The sequence below is a fragment of the Flavobacterium cheonhonense genome (assembly GCF_035671315.1).
Taxonomy (GTDB): Bacteria; Bacteroidota; Bacteroidia; order Flavobacteriales; family Flavobacteriaceae; genus Flavobacterium; species Flavobacterium cheonhonense.
In genome coordinates, this window is the sequence record NZ_JAXAVY010000002.1 from 363,928 (window position 1) to 382,734 (window position 18,807).

10 protein-coding genes are annotated in these 18,807 nt (G+C 38.3%); 1 reads left to right on the plus strand and 9 read right to left on the minus strand.

What is annotated here, in order from left to right:
• From SK086_RS07630 to SK086_RS07670, 9 genes are all read right to left on the minus strand, one after another.
• Positions 1-1,743 (minus strand): cellulase family glycosylhydrolase, encoded by a 1,743-nt coding sequence (locus tag SK086_RS07630; RefSeq protein WP_324690738.1) that lies wholly within the window; start codon positions 1,741-1,743, stop codon positions 1-3.
• A 24-nt stretch (positions 1,744-1,767) separates the two neighbouring features.
• Positions 1,768-3,216 (minus strand): glycoside hydrolase family 30 protein, encoded by a 1,449-nt coding sequence (locus SK086_RS07635; RefSeq protein ID WP_324690739.1) that lies wholly within the window; start codon positions 3,214-3,216, stop codon positions 1,768-1,770.
• Positions 3,217-3,238: 22 nt separating this feature from the next.
• Positions 3,239-4,681 carry a glycoside hydrolase family 30 protein gene (locus tag SK086_RS07640; protein ID WP_324690740.1) on the minus strand — a complete coding sequence of 481 codons (1,443 nt, stop codon included), beginning with the start codon at positions 4,679-4,681 and terminating at the stop codon, positions 3,239-3,241.
• 142 nt (positions 4,682-4,823) lie between these two features.
• Positions 4,824-5,900: a glycoside hydrolase family 16 protein gene (locus SK086_RS07645; protein ID WP_324690742.1), complete on the minus strand. Its 1,077-nt coding sequence runs from the start codon at positions 5,898-5,900 to the stop codon at positions 4,824-4,826.
• Between the two features lie 72 nt (positions 5,901-5,972).
• The gene (locus SK086_RS07650) at positions 5,973-6,947 is read right to left on the minus strand and encodes a hypothetical protein (protein ID WP_324690743.1); all 975 of its coding nucleotides are present in this window, start codon (positions 6,945-6,947) and stop codon (positions 5,973-5,975) included.
• A 6-nt stretch (positions 6,948-6,953) separates the two neighbouring features.
• Positions 6,954-8,066: a hypothetical protein gene (locus tag SK086_RS07655; protein ID WP_324690744.1), complete on the minus strand. Its 1,113-nt coding sequence runs from the start codon at positions 8,064-8,066 to the stop codon at positions 6,954-6,956.
• 11 nt (positions 8,067-8,077) lie between these two features.
• Positions 8,078-9,583: a RagB/SusD family nutrient uptake outer membrane protein gene (locus SK086_RS07660; RefSeq protein ID WP_324690745.1), complete on the minus strand. Its 1,506-nt coding sequence runs from the start codon at positions 9,581-9,583 to the stop codon at positions 8,078-8,080.
• Positions 9,584-9,594: 11 nt separating this feature from the next.
• On the minus strand, positions 9,595-12,678 hold the full coding sequence (locus tag SK086_RS07665; RefSeq protein ID WP_324690747.1) for a SusC/RagA family TonB-linked outer membrane protein: 3,084 nt from the start codon (positions 12,676-12,678) through the stop codon (positions 9,595-9,597).
• A gap of 339 nt (positions 12,679-13,017) precedes the next feature.
• Positions 13,018-15,837: a triple tyrosine motif-containing protein gene (locus SK086_RS07670; protein ID WP_324690748.1), complete on the minus strand. Its 2,820-nt coding sequence runs from the start codon at positions 15,835-15,837 to the stop codon at positions 13,018-13,020.
• A 141-nt stretch (positions 15,838-15,978) separates the two neighbouring features.
• Between SK086_RS07670 and uvrA the strand changes: the two genes are divergently transcribed.
• On the plus strand, positions 15,979-18,780 hold the full coding sequence (uvrA, locus tag SK086_RS07675) for an excinuclease ABC subunit UvrA (RefSeq protein WP_324690749.1): 2,802 nt from the start codon (positions 15,979-15,981) through the stop codon (positions 18,778-18,780).
• Positions 18,781-18,807: the final 27 nt, after the last annotated feature.

Sequence of the window (18,807 nt, forward strand, 5' to 3'; positions counted from 1 at the left end):
TTATTTTTTCGGGACATTAAATTCGATATAATTCAGGTGAGCACCGCCTTTTTCAAAGACAATTCTGAGTTTGTTTTCACCTTGGTTAAAAGCTATTTTTTCTAAAATAACCGTAGTCCAATTAGTGGAACCGGTTGCTGATAATATTATTGTTTTGGAAATTTTGTTGCCTTTTGCATCAGTCAAATAAATACTACTGTTATTATTGTCGGCAGTATATCTCAATGATACTTCAAAAGTTTGGGCTTCGGAAAGCGTGAAAGTGTATTGCAGCCATTCGCCATCTTCTGTATCCACCACGGCAAAACCATTGGTTACTTTATCATTGCATTTTTGAATATCTACACCGTCATTTCTCATTTGATTTCCGGAATTCCAATCGGTTTCTTTTCCGCCGTTAGACACCCAATAATTGGCAACAACCTTATCAGAATAAGCAAAATTTAAAGGTCCTAAATCGTATTCGGTAGCGAAAATTTTGCCCGGCAGCAAATGCTTTTTATATGGCTTGGTATCGTTGGAATGTATTTGTCTGAACATGGCATCAATCACATCATACTTGACTGTTACATTTTCCATTTTGTAATTTTCTGCTAACTGCATTAATGTTGCTTTTGCTGCTGCTGCGGTTGGTTTGTTAGTACCGTCTTTCCAATAACGCAATAAATTTTCATACTCCGGACTCATCGTTACAGAAGTCACGCCGGCAATATTGTCGATTTTTTTCATCGGCCAAAAAGCCCAACCGATATTATTAGCTTCGATTAAAGTGATGACATCTTTGAACCAAACGTTGGAATTCTCACCCGTTTCGCCTAACCAAATTGGGACATTCCATTCGTTTCTGTAATTGACAATCTCTCGTATAGTAGCCATATCGTTATAGCTCCAATACTTGTGAAAACTCAACGCCATATTATCGTCCCAAAGCGGAAAGATACCTTTATAGTTATTGCCCCAACAGTTCCCTTCGATGATGATTAAGTGATTGGTATCGACTTCTCGGATGGCTTTGGTGATGTTGATTTGCAAGTTTCGTAACGGTTCGTTTTTAGTTTCATCACAACCGTTTTTATTGGTTCCTGAAAAATTCCAATTGGGTTCATTTATAATATCGTAAGCACCAATCCAAGGTTCGTTCTTGTAGCGATCAGCTATTTTTCGCCAAAAAGCAATCATCTTATTTTGATTTGCTTCGCTTTCCCACAGCGATGGCTTTGCTTCGTCGTAATCAGAAATATTAGCATCTTTCCCTTGACCGCCCGGCGCAGCATGTAAATCTAATATGAGGTACATATTATTGGCGGCACACCAATCCAATAAATCATCCGTCATTTTAAATCCTTCTTCCAACCAAGTATTTTGCCCTTTAACGGGTTCATTCTCGATGGGCAAGGTGTAAAGATTGTAATGCATCGGCAGCCGAATTGAGTTGAAACCCCATGCGGCTAACGAATCCACATCTCTTTTGGTCAAGCCATTTTTTCGATAGGCTTTATAGAATTCCTCAGTAGCTTTTGCACCGATTAAATCGGTTATTTTTTGTTTGATTTGGTGTTGAGGTCCGGCAAAATCAGCTGTTTTTAGCATATAGCCTTCCTGCACCATCAATCCGCCAATACCAAGACCTCGCAACAAGACATTATTGCCTTTCGCGTCTACAATCTTTTGGCCGTTTCTTTTTAAAAAACCCTGACTAAAAACAGCGGTCGATAACAATAGAAAAAATAACAACTGTTTCATTCGTCAACAATTTGGATATGATGTTTAGTAAACTAACGTTTGGATGGCGTTTGGTAAGATAGAAACCTCAGTTGCTGTAGTGCCAACACACAAGAAGTAATTAACTGTAAGATTGCTTTGATTCATCACTACAGTCACTACCTTTCCGTCGCCATTGATAAACGAAGTCGTTAAAAGCTGACTTCTGCTGGCCGAACTGCTAACACGTTTGGCTCCTTTTTCAATAAATTTTGAAAAGTGACCGATGAAGTAATAGCTTGGCGTATAAATCAATTCGCCAGTAGTAGTATCTGCGTGTAATGGTGCAAAACAGAAGTTTTTCACATGATTTGGTCCACCGTTTTGGTCTAATAAAATATTCCAATCGGTCCAAGCCACCGTGCCGTTATTAAAATCATTAATCATCGATTTTCCGTAACGTTGACCATTTTTCCAAAGCTGGTATTTTTTAGCATCAAATTTTTCTACACAACCTTCGGTAAACATTAAGTTTTTGGTAGGATATTGTTCGTATACCTTTCCAACATTTTCATACATTTGTTCACCTCCACTCCAGCTTTCGTACCAGTGGAATCCTATTCCCCAAACGTATTTGTTGGCAGCAGGATCGTCTAAAATGGTATTGGCTCTTTGCACTAATAAATCTCGGTTATGGTCCCAAACCGTAATTTTTTTGTTCCTTAATCCTGCTTTCTGTAAAGTTGGTCCAAGATAGTTTTTAAGAAAATCTCTTTCCTCTTCCGCTGTAAAAATGCATGATTCCCAAATTTGTTTGGCCATCGGTTCGTTTTGGATGGTCAATCCCCAAACCGGTAGTCCTTCTTTTTCCAATGCATTGATGTATTTCACATAGTAATTAGCCCAAGCCTGACGGTATTCCGGTAATAGTTTTCCGCCATACAACATATTTTTGTTGTCTTTCATAAATGCCGGTGGTGACCACGGACTGATATAAAAGGAAGCTTTATTGCCAATCATGGCCATGGCTTTTTTGATTAATGGAATCTTGAACTGTTTGTCGGGTTGGATATTGAATGTCTTTAATTCTTTATCGCCTTCTTGAATATAAGTGTATGAACCCGAACTAAAATCACAACTGTTCATATTAGTTCGTACCAAAGTATAGCCTATTCCTTTGTCTTTAGAAAAATAGGCATTCAAAAACTCTTGTTGTTTTTCCGGGGTTAATTTGGCAAATACTTCGGCACTGGCATCAGTGATAGCACCTCCAATTCCCACAAAAGTTTGAAAAGTTTTGTCAGGATTAACAAAAACACATAATTGAGTCTCTAAAGGTTGGCGTAACTCTTTAAACTGAAGGTCCGCTGTCTTAGTTAATCGCAAATCGGAACTGTCTGCAGAAGTATAAACAGTCACTGTTTTATTTTGGGTCGAGAATGGTACTGATTTTTGCTTTTTTTGGGCAAAACCCGACAAAGAAATCAATGCCACTGCTACTATAATTTTTTTCATTCTGAACTGATTAAATAATTAATTACCAGATAAATGTTCCAACAGCACCGGCTTCTAAAGAAACGGCTACCCATTTACCATTATACTTGATGTTGAAAACAGATGGAGCAGAACCATCATTTAAGGCAATTAAAACCTTCTTACCTTCCGGAGTTTTGAAAGCAACATTGTACAAACTTCCTGATTGGGAAGAAGCAATTCTAACCGAACCTGCCGGCACAAACTTAGAGGCGTGGGCAATAATGTAGTAGCCTACATTTCTTTCATAATTAAAGCTACCATTTACCGTAATAGCGCCTTTACAAGTGTTACATCCCCCATTAGTATGTGGACCAAAAGAAGCATCGTTAGCCAAGTTCCATTCCAATGCCGTTTTACTCCAATTGCGCATTGAACCAATGATAACGTTTTTGAGATGCCACTTTAAATCGCCGTCGAAACTACCGGTTGAGGAAGTGTATTGTTCAGTGAAATATAAGTTTTTAGTTGGATAAGCATTGTGTACTGTACTCAAAGCCGATATATCACCGGCATACAAATGAAAAGCGGAACCATCAATAAATGGATTAGCTGCTGCATCTGCTAGTACCGACATTGGGTATTGCGGATTGTCACAATTGTGATCGTAGGTCACGATTTTTGTGGTAATCCCCGCAACTTGAAAGGCTGGTCCTAAATGATTTTTAATAAAATTAGCTTGTTCTGTAGCCGGCATTAATAAACTTGGATTGTTGCCGGGATGTAAAGGCTCGTTTTGCGGTGTTATGGCGTCAATTCTGATTCCTTGAGCCTGCATGGCCTGAATGTATTTTACAAAATATTGAGCATAAACTCCGTAATATTGTGATTGCAAACTTCCTCCAACGGTACTACCGTTGTCTTTCATCCAAACTGGTGGAGACCAAGGAGTAGCCATTATTTTTATATTGGGATTGATTTGCAGAATTTGTTTCAAAAGTTGGATTAAGGCATTGTCGGGTGCCAGACTAAATTGGGTCAAATTGACATCTGTTTGGCCTGACGGTAAATCATTATAAGAATAAACAGTGCTGCTTAAATCGGAAGCACCGATACTTATTCTCAAATAACTAACCGAAATAGCATTCGCAGAAGCACCAAATAATTCTTGTAGTAGTTCTTGCTTTTTTGAAGCGCCTAATTGGTTGATAACCTCTACACTTCCACCGGTTAAAGTGTAGCCAAATCCGTCAATAGTTTGAAAGGTTTGATTGTCGTTTACGTCAACATTAGGATAAACATTCGTTGAAGTATTAAAACTGAGGATGGTATTTTGTTTTACCAATTTCACAGTTCCGTTTGCTTTGGTAAGCCAAAACGCAACATCATTGGTTATTGGAGTTGGTTCCGGATTCGGATTTGAATCTTCGGAAGACTGAGCACAACCGGATAATATCCCTAATACTAAGGAAAAAAAAACCGGTTTTATTTGAGTAAGTTTTATCATAGGTAAAAAAAGGGAAAATGCATTTTTGAGCGTAGGGCTTAGTCAGGAATCAGTAACAGTAGTAGATAAGCAGCGTCCTCTAAAGCTTCTGTCTTGCACAAACAGAAGCTAAAAGGACAACTAATTTTAACTAAACAAAATATTAATGATAAACATGAACATAGTCAACTTCAAGTGTGGCAGCAGTAAAATTAGGGTCGACAGCGCCGCCGAAATTTCCTCCCATTGCACAATTGAAGATAAAGAAGAATGGCTTATTGAAAGGTAAGCTGTTGTTATTGAGAAATGTATAATACAATACATTATCAACATAAAACTTAATTGTACTAGCTGACCATTCACAAGAATATACGTGGAATTCCGTAGTGGCATTATTGATTAGTACACTACCGCCGTCGGCATTACCACCGGAATGTCCGGGATGATGTAGTGTACCATAAATTCTGTTGAGGTTGTTCCCAACGTGTTCCATGATATCTATCTCACCACAACCCGGCCATGGATTCGTATTAATATCCGAACCTAACATCCACAATGCCGGCCAAGTTCCGCCACCCGCAGGCAATTTGGCGCGTATATCCACTCTTCCGTATTGAAATTGGTATTTGTTTTTGGTAACAATTCTCGCCGAAGTATAATTACTGCCGTTGTATTGTTCTTTGATTAAATTAATCTTTAATACACCGTTTTGAACAATTACATTTTCAGGTCTGTTAGTATAATGTTGTAATTCATTATTTCCCCAACCACCGGCTCCTGTTTCATAACTCCACTTAGAGCTGTCAGGTGCGCCATCAATATTAAATTCATCCGACCAAGCTAAAGTAGCAGTTACATAAACGGTCACTGCAACACTGGTTGAAATGAACTCAGCACCGTTATAAGCCGAAACATAAACGGTATAGGTATTGGTGCCTGATTGCGTAAAAGTGTAACTGAAAATACCAGTAGTAGAATTAATCACATCGCTACCGATCAAAATTTTATAAGATGTAGCATTGTCGGCAGACACAGTAAAGTTAACTACACCACTTCCGTCTCCGTTTGGAGTGGAAGGTGTTGTACCTACTATAACCTTATTGACTACGAGATTGGTAGGTTTTGAATCAGTATCTTCACCTCCACCTCCACTGCTACAACCGAGCAGTAGTAAAACAGCCATTATGGAAAAAAGCTTTTGTCCGAAAGCGGCGCTGAATAACTCAAAATTATTTCTCAAAACAAATCCGTTTTAATTGTTAGTAATGAAACCGACAGGAGGTAATGAAACCCCTGTCGGTTAAAATATGATTTAGTTTGCCGGTACTAATTTTAAATACCAAGCATTACCTGTTTCAGTACCTTGAACTCTCAAGTACATGTAATTTTCTTCAATAACCATTATTTCATATTCTTTTTGCAAAGCGCCATAACCGATAAAAGTAGTAGCACCCGACAATAAAATACTGGTTTGAGTTGAAGGAGTATCAGCAGAAATTCCGGAATTTGAAGGAATAAACGAGAAAGCCGTTGTACCTCCACCATAACCATAACAACCTTCATCACCTGCACCCGGAATACCAGGAATAGAAGCTAATGAGCCTGTTTTAGTAAATGCTCCGTCCGGTGTAGCCGATTGGATAGTGAATGAATTTGAAGAAGCTACTTTAGTAAAAGTAAATGTTGCTGTATAGAAACAGTTACAACAAGCTACTTTTTCATTGATAGCAGCTGACCACCAAATTGGTGAAGAAGCGCCAATCCATGGACCAACACCAAAGTGACCCGGTACGCTTTTATCAACTCTCCATGCTTTTGAAGCATCATTCGTTAAATAAGTTACAATAGATGGATCCGGTGTAAAGTTACTAACTACTTGCACTTCAGCAGTAGCAGTAGTTGAAGAACCGCCTCTACCATAAGCTACTACAGTAATTCTATAGGTGTGTAATCCTAAAGTAGTGAACTTTTTTTGAATGGTACCTGTAGGCAAACTATTCTCGATAGTAGTTGGAACACTTACAAAATCAATATCAGCATTTAAATCGGTTACGTCGTGGTATCCGATTTTGAATGATAAAGCATCATTAGCCGTTACTTTGATATTCACTTTTCCTGAACCATCTCCATTAGGATTTTCAGCATTTTGACCTACTACTTCGGTTTCAATAACCAAATTGCTCGGTGTTGTTAAATCTCCCAATGAATAGTTATCTTCTTGACAGCCTACGAATAGTGAGGCGATCAAAAGAAAACTCAGTGATAAATATTTAAAATTGTTTTTCATAGTATCTTAATTTGATTGTCTAATATTGTCTATATAAATAACTTCACCCAATCCATCAGTAACGTCGTTGTAACGGAATACCAATTGACGGAAAGAAGTACCTGCAGGAATTCCGGACGCTCCGAAATCAAAAACTAATTCTTCCCATTGGTTAGCAACGGTTGAAGCCACTTTCAATACTTGATTAGGAATACCGTTATCGGCTTGCTCCAATTCTACATTCAACATTTTACCAACTTCGGTAGAATACACCAAAACTTTGATTTTATTTCCGTTATCCATATTGATTGGAACTGAATTTGGAGTTGACATTGGTGTCCAAGTACCACTCCAAAAAGCAGCACCGGTTGGTTTTGTATATCTCCACACATTGGTACTAGTGTTAAGACCGCCTGGGAACGGATTAGCAACAACAGCTACACCAACACCACCAAAAGTACCGCCGATTCCATAATTTTGAATTGGACTTTCATAGGTAATTGGCAAAGCAAAAGGAGCGTAAACAGTTACGGGATAAGTAGCCGTTGTTGTAGCAGCACCACCACTTAAAGCCGTTACGGTTAAAGTGTAAACACCAGGAGCATAAGTATGCGCCGGTACAGTAAAAGTTTCTCCTAAAGCACCAGTCATAACAGTAGGCACTTCGTTGGCACCACCATCACCCCAAGTAACCAACATACCGTTAGCATAATTAGCCGTAGCTGTTATGGTTAGAGTTGTTCCGGCAAAAGTTTGCGATACACTAATATCTGTAGGAGCCACATAAGTTACCTGTAACGGGTAAGTGTTGGTTGTGCTGTTACCAGCCAAATCATAGGAAACGATAGTTACTGTATAACTTCCTTCAGGATAATTGTGTGTGGTACTTTCGCCGGGATTAAGCGTAATTTCACCATCACTACCGTGACCTAAAGTTACTACCGATTTTGAAACACCTTCCCCTATTGGAGTAACTCTTACAAGTCCTGAATTATCAGTACTAACATCAAAAATTCTATCAAAATTTGCGGCAGTAACAGAATTCAGTGATGATACATCTGAGTCAATTCCGTCCGGCGTACTACAACCAGTAAACGCCAACATGGAAAGAACTGCAAAACTTAAAATTATTTTTTTCATATGGATCATTATTAATAATTAGGATTTTGAACTATTTGTGTACCGGCTAGTTCTGAGGCAGGAATAGGCAACACTTCATGCTTGCCGGCAACAAATCCTCTTGAAGCTAAAGCTGTTGGAGCATCTCCCCAACGAACCAAGTCAAACCATCTGTGACCTTCTCCGGCTAATTCTCTTCTTCTTTCATTTTTGATGGCAGTCATAGATACCGGAACAGAAGGTAATCCTACTCGGCTACGAACAGCATCTAATAAGGCTTGTGCTCTGGTTCCTGTTCCGCCTAAAGCTTCTGCTTCCATCAAATAAGTATCAGCCAAACGGATTGCATAGGTATTTTGTCTATAATTCAATACCGCATCACCAGGACCTGAATATACATCAGCCTGTTTAGGCATGAACTTGTTCAAAAAGTACCCTGTATCTTGGTAACCACCAATATAATCAGCATGACCAGCTGTTTTCAATGCATTCAAGTTTAAAACCGTAGCATTTAACCTAGGATCTCCTTGCATGAAAGTGAAAAAATCCTCAGTAAAAACGTTAAAGCTCCATCCGGAAGGAAGATCCGGTGCGAAAGCACTATTCAAACGCACGTAGCTTCTCGGACCAACCATAATATTTACAGTATTTCCTTCATCAGCGTTTCCTCCCCAGATTCCCCAGTAAGAACCTTGAGCTGAATGAGAAACCTCTAATACAGACTCTGAATTAAACTTGTTAGAAAAATTCCATAAGTCGTTATAGTTTGCCACCAAACTGTAACCATATTGACTTACGCTACCCGGAGTACCGTTCACTTGAGCGAACTCGGCAGCCGCTTGAGAATTTTTACCTTGGTACAAGTAAACTTTACCTAAAATGGCACGTGTAGCCCCTTGGGTTAAACGACCTCCATCTGTGTCTACGTTCACAGTCATAGGTAAATTGTCGATAGAACTTGTGATATCCGACTCAATTTGAGCATACACATCAGCAGGATCAGCTTGTGTTACAGAGTAATATTGTGACGGAGAAAGCGGCTCTAAAATAAGCGGAACATTTTTAAACATTCTCACTAAATTAAAGTAATAATAAGCTCTCAATACTTTGGCTTCCGCAGTAAATCTGGCTTTAGTAGTTTCATCCATCGGAACTCCAGGAAGTTTAACCAACATTAAGTTAGCTCTGTAAATTCCTCTGTAATAATCACTCCAAAAACTTCTCGGAACGGTATTGGTATTGATGGTGTAATTTGAGAAAGATTGAATCCCTGCTCCATCTGAAGAACTACCACCTCCGGCGAATTGATCATCCGACCCAGCATTAAACATGGTGATCATATTTTCAAATCCACCGGAATTTTTTCTAACCATATCATACACTCCTACCAAACCGGCGAACGCTTCGGATTCGTTTCTGTAGTAATTAGTTTCAACATTTAATCCGCTAGGATCTACCTGCAAAAATTCTTCACTACATGAGGTAATCATTAATGAGCTTAATGCAGTTAACGCTAAAATTTTAATATTTCTTTTCATCTTATTTTTTTTTAGAATTGTAAGTTAGCACCAAACATAAAAGAACGAGCTTGTGGATAGTATCCTCTATCGATTCCAAAAACATCTCCTCCGATTTCAGGGTCATATCCTGTATATTTAGTTAAAGTTAATAAGTTTTCAGCTGTAATATACAAGCGAACTTTTTGCATACCGATTTTGTTGATGATGGTAGATGGCAATGTATACCCTAATTGTACCACCTTGAATCTCAAGTAATCTCCGTCTTCTAAATAGAAATCAGACATATTGGTAAAGTTTCCGTTATTGTCGCTGCTTGAAACTCTAGGATAAGAATTAGAAGTTCCTTCTCCGTTCCATCGGCTTAATACTTCTGTAGAGTAATTGGCATTACCGATATCCAAACGACGTAATCCTTGGAAAATTTTATTTCCGGCAGCACCTTGAGCAAAAATCATCATATCAAAACCTTTGTAATCCATGTTGATGGTGAATCCAAAAGTCATTTTAGGAAGCGGACTGCCTAAGAATTTTTTATCATCGGCTGTGATAGTTCCGTCGCCGTTAACATCTTTCCATCTAAAATCTCCAGGAACAGCGTTAGGTTGTATTAAACCACCGGATGCGTTAGTGTAAGCATTGATTTCTTCTTGGTTTTGGAAAATACCGGCAGTTTGATACCCGTAGAAAGAGTTATAAGCTTGGCCTACTTGTGTTCTGGTAACAGGTCCCATAGACTGGAAGCCAGGTCCGTTGTAATAAGGTACAGGTCCTAAATAATCAACTTCGTTTTTGATTGTGGCCATGTTAGCATTCACAGACAAATTAAAATCGTTGATTCTTTTTTTGTACCCTAACTCAAATTCTAAACCTGAGTTATGCATTTCTCCAATATTTTGGAATGGTGGCGCTTCATTACCAACATAACCAGGTAATTCAGGATCCAATAAAATACCGGAAGTTTTCTTTTTGTACCAATCAAATGTAAAAGTGAAATCATTCAATAACTTGGTATCAAAACCGATGTTGGTTTGAGTTGTTTCTTCCCATTTTAATTCAGGGTTGGCAATTCTTCCCGGAGTAGATCCGGAAGTTACTACACCTGAATTACCGAAAGTATAATTTCTTCCTCCTTCAATAATAGCTTGATAAGCAAAGTTTGGAATTCTACTGTTTCCGGTTACCCCGTAACTGAAACGTAGTTTTAAAGTGTTAATGATTTTGTTTTCTTTCCAAAACTCCTCTTTGGTTGGTACCCATCCAAGAGAAACTGAAGGGAAAGTTCCGTATTTGTTATCCGGACCAAACTGCGAAGAACCGTCTCTTCTGATCAATCCACTGAACAAGTATTTTTCTTTGTAATCATAGGTTACACGACCAAAAAGAGAAGTAGTAATTACAGCTGGAACATCATAAGCATAACCAACTTTGTTGTCTTGAGTAACCGTACCGTCATTAAATGAAGCTTCGGAATAATCGTTGGTACTTAAACCAAAGTGAGTAGCACTAGTTACTTTGAAAAACTCATTGTTTTTGTAAGCTCCTTGACCTAATAATACCGTAAAGTTGTGGTCTTTGATATTTTTTGTATAGGTTAATGTGTTTTCTGTATTCCAGTTGAAAGCTCTGTTTTCAATTCTGGATAAGTTGTTTAAAGTAGTGTTGTTAACCGTTGGGCTCAAATAAAACAAAGGTGTAAAACCTTGTCCGCCCCAGTAAGCTAATTTTGCTCCTAAAGTAGAACGTAATTTCAGATTTTTCATCAACTTCACTTCAGCAAATACATTGCCGATGAAATCATCCGACCAGTTGTATTGTCCGCCTCTTGTTTTAGCATAAGCGATTGGGTTAGTCATTTCTTGACCTACAACACCCGAAATTCCGTAAGGATTACCATTGTTATCTCTGATAACATAAGGGTTACTGTAAGTAATACCGTTTGCCAAAATCGGATCTGTTTCAACTATCGGGGTAATCGGATCTAAGTTGATTGCAGAGGCCAATGGCCCGCCGTATTCACTGTTAGTATTTCCGATACCAATTGTTTTTTGATGGGTGTAACCAATGGTTTGACCAATGGTAAGCCAATCTTTAACTTTATGAGTCGAATTCAAACGAATGTTTTTCTTGTTGTAATTTGAAATCTCAGGCATTACGATACCTTCTTGACTTTGAGTTCCAAAAGAGAAATAATAATTGGAAACTTCTCCGCCTCCACTCATACTTACTTCATGTAAATAACGACGAGCGCTATCACTGAAAACAGCATTCTGCCAATCTGTGCCTTTACCTAAAGAACCTAAATCAGGATAAGGCACACTTCCTGTACCACCACCATTAATATAGCGCTCATTCATGATGGCACCGTATTGAGTTGCGTTAAGTAAGTTAAGCATACGCTCCGGTGAAGAAACTCCTTCAAAACCATTGTAGTTTACAGTTAACTTACCGGATTTACCTTTTTTAGTGGTTACCAATATAACCCCCGCAGCTGATTGTGCTCCATAAATAGCAGCACTCGCTGCATCTTTTAAAACTTCAATAGATTCAATATCGGATTGGTTCAAAGCTCCAAGAGCTCCCGGGTCAACAGCTACACCATCAACAACCCACAAAGGATTGTTATCATTTAATGTAGTGATACCTCTGACTCTAACCGTAGATCCGGCTCCGGGTTGACCTGCATTCATAGCAATAGTAACCCCGGCTGTTCTACCTTGTAGGGCTTGTTCAACCCTTCCGTTTGGAACATTCTCTAAGTCTTTTGCTGTTACTTTAGAGATAGCTCCGGTAACAACACTTTTCTTTTGGGTTCCGTACCCTACGTTGATAACAACTTCTTCCAAGGCATTGCTTTCCTCAGACAATTCAATAGTCATGTTACCATCAGTAATTGCTACTTCTTTAGTAGTGTAACCTACAAAAGACACCACTAACTTGGTAACATTTTCAGGAACTTTAAGGGTAAATTTACCGTCAATGTCGGTTGACGTCTCTACCGATGCTCCTTTGGCGGCAACATTAGCACCCGGCAACGGAAGTCCACCTGAGTTCACTGTTCCGTTCACCGTTTTTTGTGCTTGTGCTGACACTATAAAGACAAAAAACATAGACATTAGGAAAACGTTTCTCCTAAATCTTTCAGAAAATAGCTTTAAATTCATAAGCGATTAATATTATTTGGTTTTGGTTATTTTAAGACACTTTTTGTGCCTTGTTAAAGTGTTGTTAAATTATTTATTTAAAAAACACCATATCCACAATCAACCACAACAAAAAATATACATAGTGAAATTTTTTAGTAGTGAAATTGAGAAAACTACAAAACCATCAATAAATCATGGCAAATTTGATTTAGTACTATACAGAACTACAAGCAGTAATTTTAAAAAAAACAGTTACGAAAAGGTTTTTGTTGTGGTAATGTTGAGTTTTGAACCCCGAAAATTGTATAGTTAAATACTAAGAATATAGTTTACTAAACCGTCATCATGGAGTAAATTGAGCTTTTTTCGCAAACGATATCGTTTTATCTCAACACTTCGAATAGAGATATTTAACATCGGAGCAATCTCTTTTGAAGTTAAATTAAGACGCAAATAGGCACAGAGTTTCAAATCGCTTGGCGTTAAACTCGGATGGGCCGCTTTGATCTTCTTTAAGAAGTCTTTGTCGGCATTATCAAAGGCTTCTTTAAAGACTTTCCAAGAATCTTTCTCGGCTATATTACTATTAATAGTTGAAATAACCGATTTAATATTTCGACCGCTGTTTTCTTCGGAAGATTTCTTTAAGTCTTCCTTGATAATGTTCAATAGCTCGTTTTTCTTTATCAAACTCATGGTAGACGCTGCCAACTCTCTGTTTTTGGCATCTACATCTTGAGACAGTTGTTCGTTTCTCAATTTCATCAATTGCTGTTCATTTTCCAGCGCCGCAATTTCTAAGAGTAAGTTATTTTCTTCAATTAACTTTTCCTCCTGCTTGCGGTAATAGTTTCTGTAAGCTTTATTGATGTAGAATGCCAACGTAATGAATAATAACATATAGCAAATCCAAGCGAAATTGGTAGCATACCAAGGTTTCAAGATGGTAAACTTATACTCTACTGTGTTTTCGGGTGACGAATTGGCGATTTTTGCCCTAACTTTAAAAACATAATCGCCGGGTTCCAAATTCTTAAAATTAATACTCGATTTTGTACTCCATTCACTCCATTGCCCTTGCAATCCTTCCAACATATATTGGTATTCCACATCTATAAATCGGTTGTACTGCGGGACGGTATAATTGAAAATTAAGTTGTTTTCATCGTGGGTTAACTCGCCCGGCTCAGAGATTGACAAATTCACTATCGGTTCACTCAATTTATTCACACTAACATTACTCAAAATAATGTTATGTGTTTTCACTCTGAAGTCAGTCAAATTGATTACAAAATACCCGTCGGTTTTGCCTACTAAATATTCATTATCCGATATTTGTGTAATGCTTTCATACCCTATCATCGGATTTGTGATAGAAAACGGTATTGAGATTTTGTGTTTCTTAAGTTCTTTATCAAAATTCCCTGAAGTGAAATAATAAATGTAATTTTTGGTAAACAACCACATTTTGTTCGATCGATCAACGTTTAGTTTACCGGAGATGTATTCATCATTTTTTAAAATACTGCTTAAACTATTGTCTTTTTTAAACACACCCGATTTTGCATCTAAACTGAAGATACCGCTTCTGCCGGCATAGTATATCGTTCCGTTGTATTTGGCCAAGCTGATGTGCTTTCCTTTAGTAGGCGATTTTAAAATATCAAACTTTTTAACGCTCAAAAAGTCGGGCGCAGGCGTAACTTTTAAAATTCCTTTGTATTCATGGCCAACGTAGATTTGGTTTTGTTTGGTTAACTCAAAATAACGTGAAGAAATATCAAATCCTTCTAATTTATTGCGGAAAGTCCAAGTTGCGCCTTTCTTTTCCAAAATCGAAAGACCATTGTAATTGCCTTGCATAATCAAATTCGGATGGTTGGGAATGCTGTTAAACTTCCAAGTTCCGGATTGTTTGAAAATAAGTTGCGCTTGACCGGAATTGATGAGAAATGTTCCTAAATCATGCCCGCAAAACAATTGACCTTGATACTCAAATAAAGTCCATACTTGTCCTTTGGTGCCGCCAATCAAAGTAAAACTGTCATTAGAATCTGCCGTTTTATAAAACAAACCTTGATTGGTTCCGACATACAATTTTCCGTTACACTTGATGGAAGCATAAACAGTACCTAAAAAGCCCGAATCGTCTTTAAAACTTCGGATGGGCGATTGCAAATTGATACAATCAATACCGTTATCCAAACCCAGCCACAAGTTATTGTCGTCGTCTTCATTAATAGACAAAACCGTATTGTTACTCAATCCGCTGTTTTGAGTGATGTGGTAACGAATCTTTCCGGAACGGTTGAGAATGTAAATTCCGTTAGAAATAGTTCCTAAGGCAAAACCGCCATCTGACAACATTTTGGCGCAAAAAACCGAGTTTTGTCGCAGTTCACTATCGGATTCAAATAAATAAGGTGTAATCGTTTTTTCTTTTAACTGAAATACTCCGGCGCGTTCTGTTTGCAACAGCAGTCCTTCTTCTCTTTTGTAAATCTCTACAATACGGTTGTATTTAATTCTTTCATCGTTGCTGACCAATAAACTTTTACCGTTGATGATTTCATATAAACCTTCGCCTATGGCTTGGAAATAAACTGAATTATTGATTTTATAACATCTGAAAATGTAGGAATGTTTGTCGATAAATTGAAACTTTCCGTCTTTAGTATTGTACACGTAAATTCGGTTGAAAGACTGAAACAATACCCAGTGATCAAAGCTGATGATGTTCCAAAAATGCTCGTCTTCAATTAACTTATTTTTGATTTTCTGACTCAAAGAAGTATATTTCAAAAACCCATTGGCTTGTCGTTTCCAATAGCCAAATTCCATATAACAACCGGTGTATATTTTATCGCCGACTACTTTTACCGAACGGATAATCGTTTCATTTGGAGAAGGATAGATGTTCCAATTTGAACCATTAAATTCCAACAAACCCTCATTATTGGCAAAATACACAAACTGATTTTTATCGTGAGTTGCCATCCAGTTTTGGTTGCCTGCACCATAAACTGTAGAACCAAACTTTACAATGGGCGGTAATTCTTGCGCGGCAACTGAAAACACCATTAACAAAGCAACAACAACAAAACGTAGAGAAAATTTATAGGAAGACATAGCAGCGTTTACATTTAATAATGAAGTAAAAATATCGTTTCATTTTGAAGTAGTCAATATAAAAACCAAAAAAATGTCATTCTAACGTTAGGTGTTCTCATTTCAGAAATGATTACCTTTGCTAACATTTTTTCAATTGCTATGAAAAGTACCGAAATTGCTACGTTAGAACCGAAAAAAAACATCCTAATTAAAGGCGCTCAGATTCATAATCTGAAGAACTTAGACGTTGTAATTCCACGCAACGAATTGGTAGTCATCACCGGACTTTCAGGTTCCGGAAAATCCAGCTTGGCTTTTGATACACTTTATGCCGAAGGGCAACGTCGCTATGTGGAAAGCTTGTCATCTTACGCGCGTCAGTTTTTGGGCCGATTGGACAAACCGAAAGTGGAATACATTAAGGGAATTGCACCGGCTATTGCCATAGAACAAAAGGTAAACACCACCAATGCCCGGTCTACAGTTGGCACCTCTACAGAAATTTACGACTATCTAAAATTACTTTTTGCCAGAGTCGGGAAAACCTTCTCTCCTATTTCGGGTAATGAAGTTAAAAAAGACACGGTAACCGATGTAGTCAATGAAGTCAAAAACTTGTCTCCCAACAGCCGATGGTTACTTTTGTCGCCGATTCATTTGGAAGAAGGCCGACAATTGGAAGACAAACTGAAAGTCTTATTGCAACAAGGTTTTGCCCGAATTTTAGTGGATAACGAAATGGTGCGTTTGGACCAAATTGACCAACATTCGTTAGATCATAAGGACATACTTTTAATTATTGATCGTATTGTTATCAACGACGAAACTCTGGAAGACGAAGACTTTTACAATCGATTGGCCGATGCGGTGCAAACAGCCTTTTTTGAAGGTAAAGGCATTTGTTATTTACAAGATGCAGACACTAAAAAACGCTTGGATTTCAGCACTAATTTTGAATTAGACGGAATGACTTTCCTGGAGCCGAATATTCATTTGTTCAGTTTCAACAATCCGTACGGTGCTTGTCCCAGTTGTGAAGGCTACGGCAACATCATCGGAATTGATGAAGAATTGGTAATCCCGAATACTTCCTTGTCCATATACGAAAATGCCGTATTCCCATGGCGAGGCGAAAGTATGTGTTGGTACCGCGACCAATTGGTGAATCACGCTTATAAATTCGATTTTCCTATTCACAAACCTTACTTCGAATTGACCGATGAGCAAAAAGATTTGGTGTGGAAAGGCAACAAATTCTTCACCGGTTTAAACGATTTCTTCCAAGAATTAGAAGAGAAAAACTATAAAATTCAAAACCGTGTGATGTTGTCACGTTATCGCGGAAAGACAAAATGTACGACTTGTAAAGGCAAGCGTTTGCGCAAAGAAGCCAATTATATTTCGGTTGGCGGCAAAACCATATCCGATTTGGTTGATATGCCTATCAAACGCCTGATTCCTTTCTTCAAAGAACTGCAATTATCCGAATACGATGCAAAAGTAGCTAAACGTTTGCTCATCGAAATCAATAATCGCTTGGCATTTTTGAGTGATGTTGGCTTAGATTACCTAACCTTGAACCGAAATTCTGCTACATTGTCGGGCGGCGAATCGCAACGCATCAATTTGGCTACTTCCTTAGGAAGCAGTTTAGTAGGTTCGATGTATATTTTGGACGAACCAAGTATTGGTCTGCATCCGAAAGACACGGAACGCTTAATTAAAGTCTTGCAAAATCTCCGCGATTTGGGCAATACTGTCATAGTAGTAGAACACGACGAAGACATTATGAAAGCGGCCGACAGGATTATTGATATTGGTCCGGAAGCCGGTAGTCACGGCGGACAATTGGTTGCAGAAGGTTCGTTTGCAGAACTACTGGAAGCCGATTCGTTAACCGCGAATTATTTGAGTGGCAAACTAGAAATTCCGGTGCCGAAAAAGCGCAGAAAATCGAATAACTATATCGAAATCAAAGGCGCACGTGAAAATAATTTACAAAACATCGATGTAACATTTCCACTGGAGAGTTTAACCGTAATAACCGGCGTATCGGGTAGCGGTAAAAGTACGTTGGTGAAAAAGATTTTGTTTCCTGCCATGCAAAAGAAGCTGGAAGGTGTTGGCGACAAAGCGGGACAATTCAGCGAGTTATCCGGTAGTTTTTCGCATATCAAACACATCGAATACGTAGATCAAAATCCGATAGGCAGAAGCTCTCGTTCCAATCCGGTAACTTACATTAAGGCTTACGATGACATCCGAGATTTGTATGCCAAAGAAAAGCTATCGAAAGTACGTGGTTATCAAGCCAAACACTTCTCGTTTAACGTTGACGGCGGTCGCTGTGAAACTTGTAAAGGCGAAGGTTCAATTAATGTTGAAATGGTATTTATGGCCGATGTTTCCCTTCCTTGCGATACTTGTGGCGGCAAACGCTTCAAAAAGGAAGTTTTAGAGGTTACTTTTGAAGGCAAAAACATCGACGATATTTTATCGATGACGATAGACGATGCGATTGCTTTCTTCCAAAATCATAAGCAAACTAAAATCATCCAAAAACTACAACCTTTACAGGATGTTGGTCTGGGTTATGTACAATTAGGACAATCTTCGTCTACGCTATCCGGCGGAGAAGCACAGCGCATCAAGTTGGCTTCATTTCTGGTTAAAGGCGTAACCAAAGAAAAAGCCTTGTTTGTGTTTGATGAACCTACAACAGGTTTGCATTTTCACGACATCAAAAAACTTTTGGCTTCGTTTGATGCTTTAATCGAAAAAGGCCATTCGATTATAGTGATTGAGCACAATTTGGATTTAATCAAGTGTGCCGATTGGATTATCGATTTAGGACCGGAAGGCGGAGAAAATGGCGGACAACTTTTAGCTGTCGGAACTCCGGAGGAAATTATAAAAAACAAAAAATCGATTACCGCAGCTTATTTGAAAGAGAAATTATAAAGAAAAAGCCTTCCGTATTGGAAGGCT

Bases quoted from the DNA above. Each gene is read 5' to 3' on its own strand.
- SK086_RS07655 (WP_324690744.1), bottom strand. From the start codon at position 8,066: ATGAAAAAAATAATTTTAAGTTTTGCAGTTCTTTCCATGTTGGCGTTT.
- SK086_RS07660 (WP_324690745.1), bottom strand. From the start codon at position 9,583: ATGAAAAGAAATATTAAAATTTTAGCGTTAACTGCATTAAGCTCATTA.
- uvrA (WP_324690749.1), top strand. From the start codon at position 15,979: ATGAAAAGTACCGAAATTGCTACGTTAGAACCGAAAAAAAACATCCTA.
- SK086_RS07665 (WP_324690747.1), bottom strand. From the start codon at position 12,678: ATGTCTATGTTTTTTGTCTTTATAGTGTCAGCACAAGCACAAAAAACG.
- SK086_RS07640 (WP_324690740.1), bottom strand. From the start codon at position 4,681: ATGATAAAACTTACTCAAATAAAACCGGTTTTTTTTTCCTTAGTATTA.
- SK086_RS07650 (WP_324690743.1), bottom strand. From the start codon at position 6,947: ATGAAAAACAATTTTAAATATTTATCACTGAGTTTTCTTTTGATCGCC.
- SK086_RS07635 (WP_324690739.1), bottom strand. From the start codon at position 3,216: ATGAAAAAAATTATAGTAGCAGTGGCATTGATTTCTTTGTCGGGTTTT.
- SK086_RS07630 (WP_324690738.1), bottom strand. From the start codon at position 1,743: ATGAAACAGTTGTTATTTTTTCTATTGTTATCGACCGCTGTTTTTAGT.
- SK086_RS07670 (WP_324690748.1), bottom strand. From the start codon at position 15,837: ATGTCTTCCTATAAATTTTCTCTACGTTTTGTTGTTGTTGCTTTGTTA.